Consider the following 18,120-nt stretch of genomic DNA (forward strand, 5'->3'; position numbering starts at 1 on the left):
GGCGCCGGCCTGGACGAACGCCAGGGCGGGCGCCTGCGATGCATGCGATGCAGCGGGCGCCGGCGGGAATGCCGGCGCCGTCGTGATTACTTCACTTTTGCCGCTTTGGCCAGGGCGGCAACCGCGTCTTTCGAGCTCATGTTGGTGTTCATGAACTTGGCGATGACGTCGGTCACGGCGCCTTGCGTGGCCGATGGCAGCGCCATGCCGTGGGCGAACGATGGCACCAGGCCGCCGTTCTTGTTGGTGGCGTCCATGTCTTCCATCGATTTCAGGGCGCAAGCGTCAAACTTGTCCTTGGAAACGCCGGAACGCACGGGGATGGAACCCTTGTTCAGATTGAAGATCGACTGGAACTTCGGATTCATGATGGCGTTGGCCAGGGCGATCTGCCCTTTCTTCGCATTCGCATCCTTTTGCGTGAACATGGCAAACGAATCGATGTTGAAGGTGTAGGCCTTGTCCGTGCCAGGCGCGGCCACGCACAGGTAGTCCTTGCCCGGCACCTTGCCGGCGGCCGTGAACTCGCCCTTGGCCCAGTCGCCCATGAACTGGAAGCCGGCCTTGTTGTTGATGACCATGGCGGTGGCCAGGTTCCAGTCGCGGCCGGCCGCATCCTTGTCGATGTAGGTCTTCACCTTGCCCAGGGTGTCGAACACCTTGAGCATGGTCGGGCCGGTCAATTCCTTCTGGTCCAGCTTGAGGATGGCCTTTTTGTAGAATTCCGTGCCACCCACGCCCAGCGCGACGGATTCAAACACGGTGGCGTCCTGCCAAGGCTGGCCGCCGTGGGCGATCGCGATGCCGCCCGATTTCTTGATTTTCTCGGCCGCGTCGAAGAACGCATCCCAGGTGGTCGGGGTGGTGGCCACGCCGGCTTTTTTCAGCACTTCCGGATTGACCCACATCCAGTTGACGCGGTGGACGTTGACGGGAGCGGCAACGTAGTGACCCTTGTATTTCATGATGTCGGCGACGACTTTCGGCAGCACGGCATCCCATTTGCCTGGAATGGCGGCATCATCGATATTGGCCAGCACGCCTTCCGCGCCCCACTCCTGGATCGACGGGCCCTTGATCTGGGCGGCCGTTGGCGGATTGCCGGAAATGACGCGGGTTTTCAGCGCGGTCGCGGCGTTTTCGCCAGCGCCACCGGCCACGGCGAAGTCTTTCCAGCCAAAGCCGCTTTCCTTCACGATTTGCTGCAACTGGCCCACGGACTTCGCTTCGCCGCCGGAGGTCCAGTAGTGCAACACTTCCACGTCGGTCGCAAAGGCGCTGCCGGCGAATGCCAGGGTGGTCAACGCGGCCAGTTGGGTAATCTTGAATTTCAGTTTCATCTCCACATTCCTTTTTTGATCAAGCTTTTAGGGGGCTTCGGCATACGGGGGCCGAAAAAGGTGAAATCTGCGCCTGTGCCGGCGCTCTTGTGCTCAGACCCGCTTGCAAACGGGCATCATCTTGGTGTAAAGACGGCGCCGTGATCCATGAAACGACTACATTGCATTTATATCACGGGACGGCGCCAAAAACGCATCCGCGAAGGATGCGCCAGGTTGATTTAGACTTACAACGCCTGCTAACTTAGAACCAGGTTTCCACTTGGAAACCATAGGACGTGCCGCTGGTATTGTTGTTATAGATCGGGCCGCCGTTGTTTGACGCATTGACCGAGGCGGTGGCCGCATCGTTCCATTTGCCGTAGGTCACGAAAGCGCGCAGTTCGGGACGCGACCACAGGCCAGGACCGGCCGAGATCGTCGGCGCGATGGTCAGCTTGGTCAGGCGCTTGGCCGGCAGGCCGCCCGCTTGCGTCACGCGGTCCGTGCCCAGTTCGCCCACCAGCTTGAAGTTGTCGGTGAATGCGTACACAGGGCGCACGCCGACCGAGGTCCAGGTCGAGGAACCGTTGGCGTTCGACTCGTCTTTTTGCCACAGGGCGACGAATTCCATGCCGAAGTTGGCCATCGGCTGGATCGCCATGTCATTGAAGATGCGCGTGCGTTTCACGTCCGAACCCAAACCGGTGTCGCCCGATGCGCCGAACTGCGCGCCCTTGCCCGTGCCAGGACCGACGCCGTACTGCACGCCGAAGGTATTGCCGCCGCCAAACACTTTACCTTGGCGGTGGAAGGCCGACAGCTGCCAGCCGTTGTGCTTCTTGCCAAAAGCGTCGTTGTCCTTGCCTTCGCCGATGATGTAGGTGGCGGCCAGGTCCAGCGTGCCATTTTCATTGACGGGAATCTCGCCAAAGATGAAGTTCTGGCGCACGGCCGACTTGGTGCCACGAATGGTGCCGTCATCATTGAACTCGTTGAAGTCGTTGTCCTTGAAGAAGGCATACGAGAATTTACCGGGGCCCGCTGGAATGCGGTCCAGGCCGGCGCCCGTGCCGTTCATGTTGATGTATTGCAAGTCCAGCATGTGGATGTCAGGACGGTAGTAGAAACGTTTACCGATCCAGGCCGTGCCGCCGTTCAGGAAATCGAGTCCCTGCGCTTCGACATAGGCCTTGACGATGCCCAGCTTGTTGGCGCCGAAATCGGAGTTTGGCGCGTAAGCGTTGACCCAGATGGTGGCCAGGTAGTTCACGCCGCCGGACTTGGCGACGGACTTGGTGTAGCCGAATTCCGTGTAGGCGTCGCACTCATTGCCCAGACGGTATTTCATGGTGTTGCCGCCCAGGCCGAAGCAGCCTTGCGAACCGCCGTCGCCCGACGTATTGCTGCCGGCGCCAGCGCGCAGGTAGCCGTGGAAGCCTTCGGAGTCGGATGGGTACATGGGGTCGGCGGCAGCGGAACCGCTGGCGATGGCTAAGACGATGGCAGCCGGCAGTGTTTTCAGCACGGCCTTCAACATGTTGCGATGCAGCATGGTAAGTCTCCTCAGTAGTTATTTTTTATCTAGTCATTCGTGGCCGAATGTACTGGCCAGAATTCTTTCCAGCAGGGACATAGTAACTATACTACGAACAAATATCAACATATTATGTTGTAATCCTACGACTACTCTGCGACACTTTATTTGTGCCGGGATGTGCCAGTTGACGACCCTGTTTTTTCCGCTGGCGCCGCCCGTTTCTGGCGCCGCATGCAAGCATTTGCGCGGGTGCCCCGCATTTTTCGGCACGCGGCACGTATACGAATTAAAATCCTTGGTTTTTGCCATAACGACAGTGCGCCGCCATGACAGCGCACGCATACGAGACTAGGCACCGCCATGAAAATTGATGAAAAAATGGAAGTAGCAGGCAGCGATCCGGCGGAGCGTTTCACTGAAGGGCCGCGCCTGCTGGCCGACATCGGCGGCACCAATGCCCGCTTCGTGCTCGAAACGCGCCAGGGCCACCTGGAAGCCGTGGCCGTGCTGCCCTGCGACGACTACGCTTCGCTGCTCGACGCCATCACCGCGTATATGGATAGCGGCGAGGCGCGCGCCGCCGGTTCGGCGCGCGTGCGCCATGCGGCCATCGCCATCGCCAATCCCATCGACGACGACAATATCCGCATGATGAACCATCACTGGTTCTTCTCGATCGAGGCCATGCGCGCCACGCTGGGCCTCGATACCCTGTTGGTGGTGAATGACTTCACGGCGCTGGCCATGGCCCTGCCCTATCTGCGGCCCGACCAGCGCCAGCAGATCGGCGGCGGCATGGCCCGCGCCGACAGCGTCATCGGCCTGCTCGGTTCGGGTACGGGCCTGGGCGTGTCGGGCATGATTCCCGCCGAAGACCGCTGGATCGCGCTGGGCAGCGAAGGGGGCCACGTCAGCTTCGCACCCTGCGACCAGCGCGAGATGGACGTGCTGTCCTTCGCCTGGCGCGAACTGTCGCACGTCTCGGCCGAACGCCTCGCTTCCGGGCGCGGCCTGGAACTGATCTACCGCGCCCTGTCCGACCGGGCTGGCCGGCATGACGTGCCGCCCCTGCTGGCGGCCGACATCACCAGCCGCGCCCTGAACAATGAATGCGAAGTGTGCCTCGAAGCGGTGGACTGCTTCTGCGCCATCCTCGGCTCCATCGCCGGCAATGTGGCCATGACCCTGGGCGCGCTGGGCGGCATCTATATAGGCGGGGGCATCGTGCCGCGCCTGGGCCCCCTGTTCGAACGCTCGCAGTTCCGCGCCCGCTTCGAGCAAAAGGGCCGCCTGAACGAATACCTGGCGCAAATTCCCACCTTTCTGATCACGGCCGAACTGCCTACTTTTCTGGGCATCGCCGCGATCCTGGCGCAAAAGCTCAAGCGCGCCCATTCCGGCGCGCCCGTGCTCGAATCCGTGCGCCAGGCGCGCGGCAGGATGAGCCCCTCGGAATGCAAGGTGGCCGACTGGGTCTTGAAGGAGCCGAACGCCATGCTGACCCTGCCGATCGCCGAAATCGCCCAGCGGGTCGGCGTCAGCCAGCCGACCGTGATGCGTTTTTGCCGCTCGATCGGCGTGCAGGGCCTGGCCGACTTCAAATTGAAGCTCGCTTCGGGCCTGACGGGCGGCGCCATCACGGTGGCCCACTGCCACGTGGAGATCTCGGATTCCGACGCCGAACTGGCGCGCAAAGTGCTGGGCAATAACGCCTCGGCCGCGCTGGCCCTGCGCGACATGCTCGACGTCAAAGCGCTGACGGCCGCCATCGAACTGCTGCGCGGTGCGCAGCGCGTGGAATTGCTGGCAGTCGGCAGCGCCCGCGTGGTGGCCGACGACATGCAGCACAAGCTGCTCAACCTGGGCATCGTCAGCAGCTTCTTTGCCGATCCGCAGGCGCAGGAAATGAGCGCCGCCATGCTGAAGCCGGGCGACGTGGCGCTGGTCATTTCGCGTTCCGGCGCCCTGCCCGACCTGCTGCGCACCGTCAAGGTGGCGCAGGGCTGCGGCGCGCGCGTGCTGGCGATCACGGCCAGCGGTTCGCCGCTGGCCAAGCTGGCCGACGTGCTGCTGACCCTGAACCACCCGGAAGGCAACCTCAATTTCGTGCCCATGATCGTGCGCCTGCTGCAGCTGATGATGCTCGACATCCTGTCGGTGGGGCTGGCGCGGCGCGACACGGCGCAGCGCACCAGCGCCGCCGAACTGGAAGAAGGTCAATTGCACGGCATGCGCATCAGCGGCAAGCTGAAATTCGGTGGCCACCTCGAATAAGGCGGCGCCCGCCGCCCACGCCCCCGATACGGCCAGCGGCGCCACCGTGCATGACGTGGCGCGCGTGGCCGGCGTGTCGGCCATGACGGTATCGCGCGTGATCAATGGACGCAGCAGCGTCAGCGCGGCCACGCGCGACAAGGTCGAGGCGGCGATCGCCAGCCTGCGCTACCAGCCCAACCTGGCGGCGCGGGCCGCGCGCACGGGCACCTTGCGCATCGGCCTGCTGTACAGCAATCCCAGCGCGGCCTTCCTCAGTGAATTCCTGGTTGGCGCCATGGAGCAGTGCCGCCAGGGCGGCGGCCAGCTGCTGCTCGAACGCTGCGAAGACCTCGACAGCCAGCGCGCCGGCATCGATTGCCTGGTGGCGGCCGGCGTGGACGGCATCCTCGTGCCGCCGCCCCTGTGCGATTCGCCGGAAGTGCTGGCGCAACTGAATCAGATGGGCATTCCCGCCATCGCCGTTGCCACGGCGCGCCCCTCGCCAGATGTGTCGGCCGTGCGCATCGACGACTACGAAGGCGCGCTGGCCATGACGCGCCACCTGCTCGCGCTGGGCCACCGCGACATCGGTTTCATCGAAGGCGATCCGGCGCACACGCCCGCCCTGCTGCGCCGCCAGGCTTTCGAGGACGCCATGCGGGAAGCGGGCTTGCGGGTAGCGCCGCACCGGGTGGCGCAAGGCTATTTTACGTATCGTTCGGGGCTCGACGCGGCGCGCCAGCTGCTGGCGCAGGCACCGCACCCCAGCGCCATCTTCGCCAGCAACGACGACATGGCCGCCGCCACCCTGGCCGTGGCGCACGGCATGGGCTTGCAGGTACCGGCGCAATTGAGCGTGTGCGGCTTCGACGACACGCCCGTCGCCACCACGGTCTGGCCCGAGCTGACCACCATCCACCAGCCCATCGCCGACATGGCGCGCGCCGCCGTCAGTCTCGTCATCGACGAAATCCGCCAGCGCCGCGCGGGAGAAACGGCGCCCGCCACGCATCGCCTGATGGACTTTACCTTGATGGCGCGGGCATCGTCGGGACCCGTGACGCGGGGTTGATACGGCTACCGCACCAGCGTGCGCTGCGCCAGCGACTCCACCAGTTCCACCGACGGCGGCGAGCCGCCGGCCGCCAGGCAGGCGCCCGCTCCGGCCGCGACGGCAAAGCGCAGATGCTCGCCGCCGTCGGCCTCTGGCCGATACATCAGGCTGTACAGCAAGCCGCCGATGCTGGCGTCGCCCGCCCCCACCGAATCGACCACCTCGATGACGGGCGGCGCCGCCTGCCATGCCTGCTCGCCCTGGTACAGCGCCGCGCCCTGCGCGCCGCGCGTATACAAATACATGGCTTGGGGATTCCAGCCGCGCAGGGTGGCGAACGCGCCATCGATGTCGTCATGGCGGAACAGGCCCGCCAGGTCTTCATCGGACACCTTGATCACGTCGGCCAGCTCCGTCATGCGGCGCAGTGTGGCGTCGTAGCGTTCATCCATCATGATGCGGAAATTCGGGTCGTAGCTGATCTTCACGCCAGCGGCCTTGAGTTCCTGCGCCAGCGCCACCAGCTTGCCCGCCAGCGGTTCGCGCGCCAGGCTGATGCCGCCGAAATGCACCCATTGCGCGCCCTGCATCCACCCGGCCGGCAAGAGCGACGCATCGAAATGCAGGTCGGCGCTGTCGTCGCCGATGAAGTAATACGTGGGTGGATGCAGTTCATGCACGATGGCCAGCAGCGGCGACTTCGCATGGCGCTGCAGGAAGCGCATGTCCAGGTCCGCCGCCTCGGTGGCAGCGGCCAGCGCGTCGCCGAAGACGTCGCGGCTGATTGCGCCCGCAAAGGCGCTGGGCACGCCCAGGCGCGCCATCACGCGCGCCACGTTCCACGTCGAGCCGCCCACCTGGCTGCTCCAGGAATCCGGCCCCGTGCGCAGCATGTCCGTCAGCGCTTCGCCGGCCGATACAAAACGTGGGAAATTGGCGGCGTTCATGCTTCACCGCCGATCACGTTCAGCACTTCATAGCAGGCGCCCATGGTGTGGTAATCGACCTTGCCGGCCGGGCTTTTCTCGTTGCTGATCTTCTGGTTTTCCGGCGTCAGGATGCGGTACCAGGCGCCGTGTTCATGGTCGACGAAGTGCGTCCAGCTGTAGTCCCAGATCTTGTCGTAGCTGTGCCAGTAGGCCTCGTCGCCCGTGCGCGCGGCCAGCACGGCGGCCGCGGCGAAGCTTTCCGCCTGTACCCAGAAGTATTTGTCGCCGTCGCAGATCTCGTCCTGCGGGCCGAAACCGTAGTGGATGCCGCCATGCGCGCCATCCCAGGCCTTGGCCAGCGCCGTGTCGTACAGGGCGCGCGCGCGCGGCAGCAGCCAGTCGGACGGTCCGGCCATGAACTTGGCGTGGCGCTCCATGATCAACAGCAGCTTGGCCCATTCCGTGAAATGGCCGGGCTGGTAGCCCCACGGGCGGAAGATATTGCTCTTGTCGTGCAGGTTGTAGTCCCAGTCGATCGACCAGTCGGGCGTGTAGTGTTCCCAGATCATGCCGTTCGCCAGACCCGCCTGGCGCACCGTGATGTTGTGCGCCAGCGTTTCGGCGCGGTGCAGATAGCGCGCCTCGCCCGTCGCCTCGAACGCGGCCAGCATGGCTTCGCAGGCGTGCATGTTGGCGTTCTGGCCCCGGTAGCCGTCCAGGGTGGACCAGTCGGCGCTGGCCACGTCCGCATACAGGCCGTGTTCGGGCAGCCAGAAGCGCTGCTCCATCAATTCGAAGGTCTCGTCCAGGTAGGCGCGCGCTTCCGCCATGCCCGCCTGCAGGGCGTGGGCATACGCGAGCAGCACGAAGGCCAGGCCGTAGCAGTGATTGGCGTCGTCTTCCACCGTCTTGACGCCGTCTTGCCATGTCAGTTGCCAGGCATAGCCGCCCGTGGCGGGATCGCGGTGCGCGTCACGCAGGAAGGCCACGCCGTGGCGCAGGGCCGCCTGGTAATCGTCGTCGCCGAAATGGCGGTAAGCCATGGCGTAATTGAAGATGAAGCGCGTGCTGCTGACCAGATGGCGTGTGCTGGCGTCGTACACCGTGCCATCGTCGAGGAAGAAGTGATAAAAGCCGCCGCTCGGGTCAACAGCGCGCGGGTGGTAAAAGTGCATCGTGTGCCGGATATGCTTTTCGAGCATGTCCCTGGAGCGGAAATCGGGATTCATGGGTCTCTCATGATATTGTTATCGATAACAATGATGATAGCATGCCGTTTTCACGCCGTCTCGGTCTACCTTGCCAGCCTGAGCTTTTCGCGCCACAGCGCGGCTTGCGTGGGGTCGGTCGCCTGTTCCAGCTCGCCATTCTCATACACCTTGACCAGCCGCCGCATGGCATCCAGGTCACCCTGCCTGGCCGCCAGCAGGTACAGCGCGAAGGGCTGGGGCGCCGGCCCTTGCCGGGTGGGGCCGCCACGGCCCTGCTCCAGCAGGCGCGCAAAGCCCGTCTGGCCCGGCGGGCTTTTGGCGATTGCCGCCATTTCATACCAGCCCAGGGCCGCCTCGTCGCTCTGCCCCACGCCCTGCCCCACTTCATACGAATACGCGACATTGTTCAAGCCAGGCGGATCGAGCGCCTTGGCCGCCCGCATGTACCAGCCGAACGCCTGCTTGCGCTGCGCGTCGTCCTGCGCCGTCATCATCAGGCGGTAACCGATCTCATTGTAGGCGGGAATGAAGCCGTTTTCGGCGTAGAACTTCAGCCAGTGCAGCGCGTGCGCCTGCTCTGCCGCGCTGCTGTGGATATTCTCGAAATGCATGGCCACCGTGTAGTTGGCCAGCTCCACGCCTTGCGCGGCGCCCTTGCGCGACCAGTACTCTCCCAGCTTGCGGTCGACGGCCATGCCCTGGCCCAGCGTGTAGGCCACGCCGAGGAAAGCCTGCGCCGGGCCATAGCCGCCTTCGGCCGATTTCCGCATCCACGCCAGGCCCGCGTCGACGTCGCGCGGCGTGCCCTCGCCGCCATGCAGCATCTGCGCCAGCTCCAGCTGAGCGGCCGTGTCGCCCCCTTCGGCGGCGCGGCGCGTCTTGTCGAAGGCGGCGACCTTGTCCGGCGACAGGTCGGCCGGGCGGTTGATCACGGCTTGCACGCGCGCGCGCATGTCGTCGAGGCCGGACATGTCGAATTCGGCCAGGGCCGGATGCTGGCGCGGCGCCGGTTCGGCGGCTGGCTGCGCCAGCACGTTCTGCGCCAGTGCCAGGCTCAATATCAATACGATCGTCTTCATTTTTTTTCACTTTCCGCCAGCTTGTCGCGCCATTCGGCAGCGTCTTCCGCATTCGCCTGTTGTCCCAGTTCGCCTTTGACATACACCTCGATCATGCGCCGCATGGCGGGCACGTCGCCGCTCCATGCCGCCCGTTCGTACCAGACCAGGGCCAGCTTGTCCGACCGTTTCACGCCCAGGCCCAGCTCGTGCGCGCGGGCCAGGTTGCGCATGCCGGCTGGCTCCTTTTCGCGCGCCGCTCTGTCATACCAGTGGAAGGCCTCGCCGCGCTCCTGCTCATCGGTCGCCGCGCGCATCAGGTGCTCGCCCAGCGCGTTATACGCGGGCACGAAGTTCTGTTCGGCCGCCCTCTTCAACCATTGGATAGCCAGGGTCTGTTCCTCGGCACTGCTGCCGCCATCGATGAATTCCAGCGCCAGGATGGTTTGCGCCAGTTCGTCGCCTTGCGCGACGCCCTTGCGCAGCCAGACTTCGCCCTGCACGCGGTCGACGGGCACCTTGCCACCCACGGTATAGGCCAGCCCCAAGGCCGCTTGCGCCGGCGCATAGCCGCCTTCGGCCGCCTTGCGTACCCAGGCCATCGATAGCGCCGTGTCTTGCGGCGCGCCGACGCCCAACTGCAGCATGCGCGCCAGTTCCAGCTGCGCCTCCACGTCGCCCGTTTCCGCCAGCCGCCGGGTCTCGGCAAATTCGGCGATGCTTTCCGGGCTATGGCTGGTCACATCCGCCCTCGCCTTGATGGCGATCAGCTGCAGGTCGAGCAAGGTAGGCGAAGTCTGGGCCAGCAGGGGCAACGGCAAAAGAAAAGGCATCAGCAACAGTAATTTCTTGGGCATGCGACGGTGTCGGGAAGAAGAAAACACGCATGGTAGCCGATGGCGCGCCAGGAAGGCGCGCACGGCACGCGAAGTTTGACAGGGCAGGCTGGCAGGCTTACATTGCACGAGCCCACCACTGACACAGGAACACCATGAACCACCTATCGAAAACCGCCTTGACCTTGCTCGTCGCCCTCGCCGCCAGCGCCGCCGCCAGCGCCGCCGACACGCAGCTGGCCGGCTGCGCCGCCAAGCGCGAAAGCATCCGCAGCGAATTGCGCCAGGCCAAAGAACAGGGCCTGTCCGACAAGGTCGCTGGCCTGACGCGCGCGCTCGACGAAGTCAATGCCCACTGCAGCGACAACGCGCTGATCGAACGCCATAACAAGAAGGTGCTGAAGGCGCAGGCAAAAGTAAGCCAGACGGAGCGTTCGCTGCGCCTGGCCCAGGAAGCCAACAAGCAGCCGAAGAAGATCGCCAAGCTGGAAGGCAAGCTGGAAAAAGCCAGGGCGGAGTTGGCGGCCCTGCAGGCGCAACAGCCCTAAGCTTTCTCGCCCAGCATCTGGTAGATGCTGGAGAAATCCAGCGCGCCCGCCCCCGCCTTGCTGTGCAAGCTATATAAATTGCGCGACAAGGCGCCCAGCGGCACGCTCGCGCCGCTGGCCAGCGCGCTTTCCACGGCCAGCCCCAGGTCCTTGAGCATCAGGTCGACGCCAAAGCCGCCCGTGTAGCCACGCGACGCGGGCACGTTCTCGGCCACGCCCGGGCACGGGTTGTACACTTCCAGGGTCCAGTTGCGGCCCGAGCTTTTCGCCATCACGTCCGACACCACCTTCGGGTCCAGGCCATTGGCCACGCCCAGGCGTATCGCTTCGCTGGTGCCGATCATGAGTATCCCCAGCAGCATGTTGTTGCAGATCTTGACCGTCTGGCCGCAACCCGAGCCGCCCGCGTGGAAAATCGCCTTGCCCATGACGTCCAGGTAAGGCCGCGCCGCCGCCAGCGCGGACTCTTCGCCGCCCACCATGAAGGTCAGGGTGCCGTTGGTGGCGCCCGCCGTGCCGCCGGAGACGGGCGCGTCCAGCATGGGCATGCCCTTGTCCTGCGCAGCGCGGCCCACCTGGCGCGCCGCCTCGGTGGAAATCGTCGAGCAGTCGATCAGCAAGGTGCCGGGCCGCGCCTGCGCCAGGATGCCGGCGTCCCCCAAAGGGTTACCCAAATAAGCACCCAGCACGTGGCGGCTGGCCGGCAGCATGGTGATGACGATGTCGGCGGCGCCTATCGCCGCCGTCTGGTCGTCGGACACCAGGCCGCCGCCGTCGGCAAATTGCCGCACGCTGGCCGGCAGCAAATCGAAACCCGTCACCGCATGGCCGGCGCGCACGAGGTTTTGCGCCATGGGCAAGCCCATGTTGCCCAGGCCGATGAAAACGATCTTGGTGCTCATCGCCGCCTCCTTATTTCATCGCAATGGTGGTGTTGACGCCGCTGCCGCCATCGTCCGGGGCGAACCAGCGCGCCGTGACGGTCTTGGTCTGCGTCCAGAAGTACAAGGCTTGCTTGCCGTTCGGGCCCAAATCTCCCAGTTTCGACGCGCGCGAGCCGGTAAAACTGAAATAGGCGACGGGCACGGGAATGGCCACGTTGATGCCCACCTGGCCCACGTCGATCTCGTTCTGGAACTTGCGCCCGGCCCAGCCGGACGAGGTGAAGATCGAGGTGCCGTTGCCGTTCGGGTTGGCGTTGATGAAGGCGATGGCCTGGTCCAGCGTGTCCGTTTCGACCACGCACATGGCGGGGCCGAAGATTTCCTGGGTGTAGACGGAGTTCGACGCCGCCACCTTCGAGAAAATCGTCGGCCCCATGAAGTTGCCGCCCTCGTAGCCGGCCACCTTGTGGCCGCGGCCATCGAGCAGCAGCTGCGCGCCTTCGTCCACGCCCGCCTGGATCAGCTTTTCCGCCCGCTGCATAGCCGCCTTGGAGACCATCGGCCCCAGGTCGGCCGTGCGGTCGCTGCCCGGTCCCACTTTCAGCGCTTGCGAACGGGCGACGATTTCCGGCAGCCAGGAACGCGCCTCGCCCACCAGCACGACGACGGAATTGGCCATGCAGCGCTGGCCGGCCGCGCCGAAGGCCGCGCCGATCAGGTTATTGATCGCCTGTTCCTTGTTGGCGTCGGCCAGCACCACGCAATGGTTTTTCGCGCCCATCATCGATTGCGCACGCTTGCCCGATTCGCTGGCGCGGCGGTACACATGCGTGCCCACGTGGGTCGAGCCGATGAAGGACACGGCCTTGATGTCGGGATGGTCGCACAGCATGTTGACGACGTCGGCGCCGCCATGCACGACGTTCAGCACGCCGGCAGGCAAGCCCGCCTGGTACATCAGTTCCACCAGGTACATGGTCGACGACGGGTCCTGTTCCGACGGTTTCAGCACAAAGGTATTGCCGCAGGCGATGGCGATGGGGAACATGAAGCACGGCAGCATGACGGGGAAATTGAACGCCGTGATGCCGGCGCCCACGCCCAGCGGCTGATAGATGTTGTAGACGTCGACGCCGGTGGCCGCGTTTTCCGCGATCTCGCCCAGCTGCAGGGTGGCGATCGAGCACGCGTGCTCCACCACTTCCAGGCCACGCATCACTTCCCCTTCCGCGTCCGGCAGGGTCTTGCCGTGTTCGCGCGTGATCAGTTCGGCCAGGGCGCCGATGTTGTCGCGGATCAGCTGCTGGTACTTGAGCATGATGCGCATGCGCGCGGCCAGCGGGGTATTGCGCCAGGTCTTGAACGCTTCCTTGGCCGTGGCGACGGCCAGGTTGACTTCATCGGGCGTGGAAAACGGCACCTTGGCGACGATTTCCTGCGTGGCCGGGTTGATGACGTCGCGCCATTCGCTGCTGGTCGAGGCGTGGTGCTTGCCGGCTATGTGCAGGGGGATGGCGGGGACTGAGGTGAGGGCTTGATTCATTTTTTGAGACTCCATGATGTCGGTATTGGTTGAATTCACCCCAAAGTCGAAACTGCCGGGGTCGGACCCTGAGGGTCCGACCCCAGTATTTGCCCTTCGGGTTTATCTTGAATTATTTCTTGACCAGGTTGCACGCCGCCGCATCCATGGGCTTGAACGCCTGGTCGGCGGGGATGGTGGACAGGACTTTCAGGTAATCCCACGCGCCCTTCGATTCGGCCGGGGTTTTGACCTGCACCAGGTACATGTCGTGGATCACGCGGCCGTCGGGGCGGATCGAGGCATTGTTCATGACGGCATCCTTGATGGGCAGCTCGCGCATCTTCTGGGCGACGACCTTCGAGTCGTCGCTCTTGGCCGCCGCCACCGATTTCAGGTAGTGGTAGACGCTGGAATACACGCCCGCCTGCACCATGGTCGGCTTGGCGCCCTTGTTGAGCGCCTCGAAGCGCTTGGCGAAGGCGCGGCTGCGGTCATCGAAATCCCAGTAAAAGCCGTCAGCGTAGACGAGGCCCTGCGCCGTTTCCAGTCCCAGCGCGTGCACGTCGGAGAGGAACACCAGCAAGGCGGCCAGACGCTGGTCCTTGCCGCTGCCGATACGGAATTCGCGCGCCTGCTTGATGGCGGAGACCGTGTCGGCGCCGCCGTTGGCCAGGCCGATCACCTGCGCTTTTGAGCCTTGCGCCTGCACCAGGAAGGACGAGAAATCCGACGCGTTGAGCGGATGGCGCACGGCGCCCAGCACGGTGCCGCCATTGCGCTTGACGACTTCGCTGGCATCCTTTTCCAGCGAATGGCCGAACGCATAATCGACGGTGACGAAGTACCAGGACTTTTGCCCCAGCTTGGTCAGCGCCGCCGCCGTGCCGGCCGCCTGCGAATACGTGTCGAACATCCAGTGGAAGCCGTTCGGCGAGCAATCCTCGTTCGTCAGGCGCCCCGTGGCGGGGCCGCTGAACATGGCGATGCCGCCCTTCTCTTTCATCAGCTTTTGCACGGACAGGGCCACCGAGGAATTGGTCAGATCGGCGATGGCGTCGACCTTGTCGCGGTCTATCCATTCGCGCGCCTTGGAGGCTGCGATGTCGGCCTTGTTCAAGTGGTCGGCCGAGAGGATTTCGATCTTCATGCCCTTGCATTCGGCTTTTAAACAATCCTCGACGGCCATCTGGCTGGCGACGACGGAGCCGCGCCCGCCCATGGCCGAATACGGGCCGGACATGTCGGTCAGGATGCCGACCTTGACGACGCCATCGGAAATCTGCGCATGCGCGCCGCCAAAGGAAAGGGTGAGCGCCAGCGCGCCCATGGCCAGAACGGTTTTTTTCATGCGTGTCTCCTGAGGGGTGAGGGTTTTTCTTATATGTATATCTGCATTCTGCATGTGTAAAAATATGCACTCAAGTGAAATTAATGCATAATTCCTTTGCATAAATGCACAAGGAGAACAAAGTGCTCGATTGGGACAATGTACGGGTCTTCCTGGAACTGACGCGCAGCGCCGGCCTCGTCGATGCAGCGAAAAAGCTGGGCATCGACCATTCCACCGTGTCGCGGCGCATGCGCAAGTTCGAGGAGCAAGTGGGCACGCAGCTGTTCGACCGCAATTACGTCGGTTACCAGCTGACGCCCGAGGGCCACCGCCTGATGGAATACGCGGAAACGATGGAAAGCACGGTGTTTGCCGCCACCGAGGAGCTGGGCGAACACAACCGGCTGCTGTCGGGCCAGGTGCGTCTGGGCGCCACCGAGGGCTTCGGCGCCATCGTGCTGGCGCCGCACCTGGCGCAGTTTTGCGGACGCTACCCGCACATCAGCGTGGACCTGATCGCCGTGCCCCGTTTCGTCAGCCTGTCCAAGCGCGAGGCGGACGTGGCCATTTCCATCGAGCGTCCCCTGTCCGGACCGTATGTCGTGACGAAGCTGTCCGACTACCGGCTGAAGCTGTACGCCACGCCAGGCTATCTGGCGCGCCACGCGCCCATCACCAGCGTGGCGCAGCTGGCGCAGCATCCGATCATCGGCTACGTGGACGACCTGGTCTTCAGTTCGGAACTGCGCTACATGGACAACGTGGCGCCCGACTCGCTGCGCGCGTTTCGCAGCACCAGCGTGATCGCCCAGTACCACGCGGCGCGCGCGGGCCAGGCGCCGGCCATCCTGCCCTGCTTCGTGGCGCAGCAGTCGAACGAACTGGTGCCCGTGCTCGACGGCGAGATCGACCTGACCCGCGCCTTCTGGATGATCTCGCCCAGCGAGCGGCGCAACATCGCCCGGGTCAGCGCCTTGTGGAATTACCTGCGCGCCGCCATCGACGTCAATCACGCCTACCTGATGGGCGAAACGGCCGTGCCCAGCTGGCCAAGCTGACTGCGCGCTACACTGTCGCCACAGACTAATTAAAGGAGAATGCCATGCTGATGGATGCAAGCCAGGCCGTACTGGTCATTGTCGACCTGCAAGGCCGCTTGATGCCGGCCATCCACGATGCCGGCCTGGTGCTGGCACAGAACCTGCGCCTGGCCAGGATCGCGCGGCTGCTCGACGTGCCCGTACTGGGCACGGAACAGAACCGCCAGGGACTGGGGCCGAACGTGGAAGAGATCGCCGCCCTGTGCGAACGGACCCTGCACAAGACGCATTTCGGTGCCTGTTTTGACGGCTTGCAGGAGATCTTGCCGCCTGGGCGCAGGCAGATCCTCGTCACCGGTTGCGAAGCCCATGTGTGCATGCTGCAGACGGCCATCGGCTTGCTGCAGCTGGACTACGAGGTCATCATCGCCATCGACGCCGTCGGCTCGCGCCAGGCGGCCAGCCGCGATGCGGCGCTGGCCCGCCTGGACAAGCTGGGCGCCCATCTGGTGACGGTGGAGATGCTGGCCTTTGAGTGGTTGCGCGACTGCAAGCATCCGCGTTTCCGCGAAGTATTGGCGCTGATTAAATAGAAAGCAGGTTTAAGCCAGATCAATCCTGTCGGCCGCCCATTTGCTAGCTTGGTAACAGCGCCGCCATTCCGAGCGGTGCGCCGTCCACATCAGCAAGGGAGCCATCATGGCCTATATCCTGCGGGGCAAGCTGTGCGGCTTGATCTGTGCCGAGTGTCCTGAAGCCTTATCCCACGTCCTCGTGCGCCTGTACCGGCCACGCGAGTCGCAAAACGTCACTGCCCTGGCCGTGGCCAGCGCCAAGGAAACCTTCGCCATCCTCACGGACGAGGAAGTGCAGGCGAAAGCGCCCTTCCTGCTGGCCGAGGCGCGCACGGATGACGATGGCAACTACAGTTTTACCCTGGAAGATGATTATCGGGGCGAGGCCGTCGAAGTCGATATCCTGTGCCCCACCGTGCCGCATTTGAAACCGGGGCCGAAAGACCCCGTGCCGTTGCAGTTTTCCATCACCACCATCCAGCCCCGCTGGCGCCAGGTCGACAACGATTTCCTCGCCATCTGGGATTACTGCCTGCCGCAACGCTTCTGGTGCCTGGTGCGCGCCCGTTTCGGCGCCTGGACCATCTGCGGCCGGCTGCGCACCTGCGAGTCACCGCACACGCCGATCGCCGGCGCCACCGTGCGCGCGTTCGACGCCGACTGGCTGCAGGACGATGCGCTGGGCGTGGCGGTGACGGACGCCGGCGGGCGCTTCCGCATCGATTACCTGACGTCCGACTTCACGCTCACGCCGTTTTCACCGTTCATCAACGTGGAATTCACCAGCGGCCCCGACGTATATTTCACGGCCCAGCTGGGCAGCGTCACCATCCTGTCGGAAACCCAGGCCAACGGCCGCCAGCCGGGCCGCGAAAACGTGGGCCACTGTTTCTGCGTGGAATTGTGCTCGAAAGACGTCCTGCCGCCCGACGTGGAAGGCGTGCCCCACTGGCAGCAGGTGGAAATCTTCGACATCCACCCGTTTCCCTCGCTGGCCGGCTTTTCCGCGCAAGGCTATGCGGGCGGCGCGGCCGCCTCGTATGTGTTCGCCGGTGGCGTCACCTTGAAAGGCAATTGCCCGCTGCGCAACAGCGCCATTCCCGCCAATCCGCTCGAATACCGCTTTCTCATCGGCGAATGGACATGGCCGGGCGGCAGCGACGACCCGACAGCCATCCCCACGGTGGCGCCCGCCAGCCTGGCGCCGCTCACGCAAGTGCTGGGCACGCACGTCGGCTACGTGTTTTATACGAACGGGCTGGGCCTGGCCGACTCGGCGCCCGTCATCATCGACGCGGGCGACTTGAAACCGGGCGGCTGGATACGGGTCGATGGCAAGCAAGTCACGGTGGACATGCGCGACGGCACGACGGCCATCGTCATCGTGCAGCAGAATATCTTCCTGCGCACCTTCGACTTGCTGACCGTGAATACGCCCGCCATCACCAGCCTGCATCCGGCCAAGTTGCCCGGCGGCTTGCCGATACTCGACGCGGGCCGCGGCCTGACGACGACCGAAAGCGAACCGATACGCCGCTACCGCCTGGGCTTCGAAGTGCGCGATGGCAATACCCTGGCGCTGGTGGCCACGGACGGCCTCGACTCCATCGTCTTCGACAACTCGCCCGTCATCGTGGCGCTGGACCTGGAAGAATTGCGCAGCAATGCCTGCAATCCAGTCTCGGGCGGCCTCGTGCATATCCTGTACACGATCGACCATCCGCATCTGCGCTTCTTCAATATCACGATTTCCAACAACAACGGCATCCAGCACCCGCCGCCACCGCTGCCTGCCGCCAGCTTCACGCCACCGCCGCCACCGAGCAACTACCTGTTCCGCGGCGGTGCGGGCGGGCCGCATTTATCGGGCAACAATGGCGGCTTTCCCGTCAATGTGGCGCTCGACCCGCCGTGCGCCTACCGCGTGGCCATCGGGTGGCAGACGCGGCATTACCTGGCGTCCAGCCACAGCATCGACAGGTTGTACTGCAAGTAGGCGTTGGCAAGCAAGCGTC

At 64.4% G+C, this 18,120-nt stretch carries 15 protein-coding genes; 6 read left to right on the plus strand and 9 right to left on the minus strand.

The features are described 5' to 3' along the window. Window positions 1-86: 86 nt before the first annotated feature. Together GCN78_RS14600 and GCN78_RS14605 are read right to left on the minus strand one after the other, a co-directional pair. Window positions 87-1,340: an ABC transporter substrate-binding protein gene (locus tag GCN78_RS14600; RefSeq protein ID WP_086143001.1), complete on the minus strand. Its 1,254-nt coding sequence runs from the start codon at window positions 1,338-1,340 to the stop codon at window positions 87-89. Window positions 1,341-1,584: 244 nt separating this feature from the next. Continuing rightward, entirely contained in the window at window positions 1,585-2,874 is a 1,290-nt protein-coding gene (locus GCN78_RS14605) for a maltoporin (RefSeq protein WP_152252345.1), read from the minus strand. A gap of 345 nt (window positions 2,875-3,219) precedes the next feature. On the opposite strand from GCN78_RS14605, the gene GCN78_RS14610 reads away from it, so the two are divergent. Further along, entirely contained in the window at window positions 3,220-5,133 is a 1,914-nt protein-coding gene (locus tag GCN78_RS14610) for a glucokinase (RefSeq protein ID WP_152252346.1), read from the plus strand. Beyond that, window positions 5,117-6,187 (plus strand): LacI family DNA-binding transcriptional regulator, encoded by a 1,071-nt coding sequence (locus GCN78_RS14615; RefSeq protein WP_152252347.1) that lies wholly within the window; start codon window positions 5,117-5,119, stop codon window positions 6,185-6,187. The genes GCN78_RS14610 and GCN78_RS14615 overlap by 17 nt, the downstream gene beginning before the upstream one ends. A 5-nt stretch (window positions 6,188-6,192) precedes the next feature. Here the strand turns inward: GCN78_RS14615 and GCN78_RS14620 are convergent, their stop codons facing one another. From GCN78_RS14620 to GCN78_RS14635, 4 genes are all read right to left on the minus strand, one after another. After that, window positions 6,193-7,116: a carbohydrate kinase family protein gene (locus GCN78_RS14620; RefSeq protein WP_152252348.1), complete on the minus strand. Its 924-nt coding sequence runs from the start codon at window positions 7,114-7,116 to the stop codon at window positions 6,193-6,195. Further along, a complete protein-coding gene (locus tag GCN78_RS14625; RefSeq protein WP_152252349.1) occupies window positions 7,113-8,327 on the minus strand; it encodes an AGE family epimerase/isomerase in 1,215 nt (404 codons plus the stop codon). Before GCN78_RS14625 ends, GCN78_RS14620 begins: the two co-directional genes overlap by 4 nt. A 65-nt stretch (window positions 8,328-8,392) precedes the next feature. Then, a complete protein-coding gene (locus tag GCN78_RS14630) occupies window positions 8,393-9,388 on the minus strand; it encodes a tetratricopeptide repeat protein (protein WP_152252350.1) in 996 nt (331 codons plus the stop codon). Continuing rightward, entirely contained in the window at window positions 9,385-10,224 is an 840-nt protein-coding gene (locus GCN78_RS14635; protein WP_152252351.1) for a tetratricopeptide repeat protein, read from the minus strand. Before GCN78_RS14635 ends, GCN78_RS14630 begins: the two co-directional genes overlap by 4 nt. 134 nt (window positions 10,225-10,358) lie before the next feature. Between GCN78_RS14635 and GCN78_RS14640 the strand changes: the two genes are divergently transcribed. Then, the gene (locus GCN78_RS14640; RefSeq protein WP_152252352.1) at window positions 10,359-10,751 is read left to right on the plus strand and encodes a DUF1090 family protein; all 393 of its coding nucleotides are present in this window, start codon (window positions 10,359-10,361) and stop codon (window positions 10,749-10,751) included. Here GCN78_RS14640 and mmsB read toward each other — a convergent pair. The 3 genes from mmsB to GCN78_RS14655 form a co-directional block, all read right to left on the minus strand. Next, window positions 10,748-11,653: a 3-hydroxyisobutyrate dehydrogenase gene (mmsB, locus tag GCN78_RS14645; RefSeq protein WP_152252353.1), complete on the minus strand. Its 906-nt coding sequence runs from the start codon at window positions 11,651-11,653 to the stop codon at window positions 10,748-10,750. The two genes, GCN78_RS14640 and mmsB, sit on opposite strands and share 4 nt — an antisense overlap. A gap of 10 nt (window positions 11,654-11,663) precedes the next feature. Continuing rightward, window positions 11,664-13,178: a CoA-acylating methylmalonate-semialdehyde dehydrogenase gene (locus tag GCN78_RS14650; RefSeq protein WP_152252354.1), complete on the minus strand. Its 1,515-nt coding sequence runs from the start codon at window positions 13,176-13,178 to the stop codon at window positions 11,664-11,666. Window positions 13,179-13,290: 112 nt separating this feature from the next. After that, window positions 13,291-14,508 (minus strand): ABC transporter substrate-binding protein, encoded by a 1,218-nt coding sequence (locus tag GCN78_RS14655; RefSeq protein WP_152252355.1) that lies wholly within the window; start codon window positions 14,506-14,508, stop codon window positions 13,291-13,293. A 122-nt stretch (window positions 14,509-14,630) separates the two neighbouring features. On the opposite strand from GCN78_RS14655, the gene GCN78_RS14660 reads away from it, so the two are divergent. The 3 genes from GCN78_RS14660 (at window position 14,631) to GCN78_RS14670 (ending at window position 18,101) form a co-directional block, all read left to right on the plus strand. Continuing rightward, on the plus strand, window positions 14,631-15,548 hold the full coding sequence (locus GCN78_RS14660) for a LysR family transcriptional regulator (RefSeq protein ID WP_152252356.1): 918 nt from the start codon (window positions 14,631-14,633) through the stop codon (window positions 15,546-15,548). 44 nt (window positions 15,549-15,592) lie between these two features. Further along, a complete protein-coding gene (locus tag GCN78_RS14665; protein ID WP_152252357.1) occupies window positions 15,593-16,123 on the plus strand; it encodes an isochorismatase family protein in 531 nt (176 codons plus the stop codon). A 106-nt stretch (window positions 16,124-16,229) separates the two neighbouring features. Next, window positions 16,230-18,101 carry a transthyretin-like family protein gene (locus GCN78_RS14670; RefSeq protein WP_152252358.1) on the plus strand — a complete coding sequence of 624 codons (1,872 nt, stop codon included), beginning with the start codon at window positions 16,230-16,232 and terminating at the stop codon, window positions 18,099-18,101. Window positions 18,102-18,120: the final 19 nt, after the last annotated feature.

The sequence above is a fragment of the Janthinobacterium rivuli genome (genome assembly GCF_009208735.1).
Classification (GTDB): Bacteria; Pseudomonadota; Gammaproteobacteria; order Burkholderiales; family Burkholderiaceae_D; genus Janthinobacterium.

What these genes read in the sequence shown, in the direction of transcription:
- GCN78_RS14600 (WP_086143001.1), bottom strand. Translation starts at nt 1,340, where the DNA reads ATGAAACTGAAATTCAAGATTACCCAACTGGCCGCGTTGACCACCCTG.
- GCN78_RS14605 (WP_152252345.1), bottom strand. Translation starts at nt 2,874, where the DNA reads ATGCTGCATCGCAACATGTTGAAGGCCGTGCTGAAAACACTGCCGGCT.
- GCN78_RS14610 (WP_152252346.1), top strand. Translation starts at nt 3,220, where the DNA reads ATGAAAATTGATGAAAAAATGGAAGTAGCAGGCAGCGATCCGGCGGAG.
- GCN78_RS14620 (WP_152252348.1), bottom strand. Translation starts at nt 7,116, where the DNA reads ATGAACGCCGCCAATTTCCCACGTTTTGTATCGGCCGGCGAAGCGCTG.
- GCN78_RS14625 (WP_152252349.1), bottom strand. Translation starts at nt 8,327, where the DNA reads ATGAATCCCGATTTCCGCTCCAGGGACATGCTCGAAAAGCATATCCGG.
- GCN78_RS14630 (WP_152252350.1), bottom strand. Translation starts at nt 9,388, where the DNA reads ATGAAGACGATCGTATTGATATTGAGCCTGGCACTGGCGCAGAACGTG.
- GCN78_RS14635 (WP_152252351.1), bottom strand. Translation starts at nt 10,224, where the DNA reads ATGCCCAAGAAATTACTGTTGCTGATGCCTTTTCTTTTGCCGTTGCCC.
- GCN78_RS14640 (WP_152252352.1), top strand. Translation starts at nt 10,359, where the DNA reads ATGAACCACCTATCGAAAACCGCCTTGACCTTGCTCGTCGCCCTCGCC.
- mmsB (WP_152252353.1), bottom strand. Translation starts at nt 11,653, where the DNA reads ATGAGCACCAAGATCGTTTTCATCGGCCTGGGCAACATGGGCTTGCCC.
- GCN78_RS14650 (WP_152252354.1), bottom strand. Translation starts at nt 13,178, where the DNA reads ATGAATCAAGCCCTCACCTCAGTCCCCGCCATCCCCCTGCACATAGCC.
- GCN78_RS14655 (WP_152252355.1), bottom strand. Translation starts at nt 14,508, where the DNA reads ATGAAAAAAACCGTTCTGGCCATGGGCGCGCTGGCGCTCACCCTTTCC.
- GCN78_RS14665 (WP_152252357.1), top strand. Translation starts at nt 15,593, where the DNA reads ATGCTGATGGATGCAAGCCAGGCCGTACTGGTCATTGTCGACCTGCAA.
- GCN78_RS14670 (WP_152252358.1), top strand. Translation starts at nt 16,230, where the DNA reads ATGGCCTATATCCTGCGGGGCAAGCTGTGCGGCTTGATCTGTGCCGAG.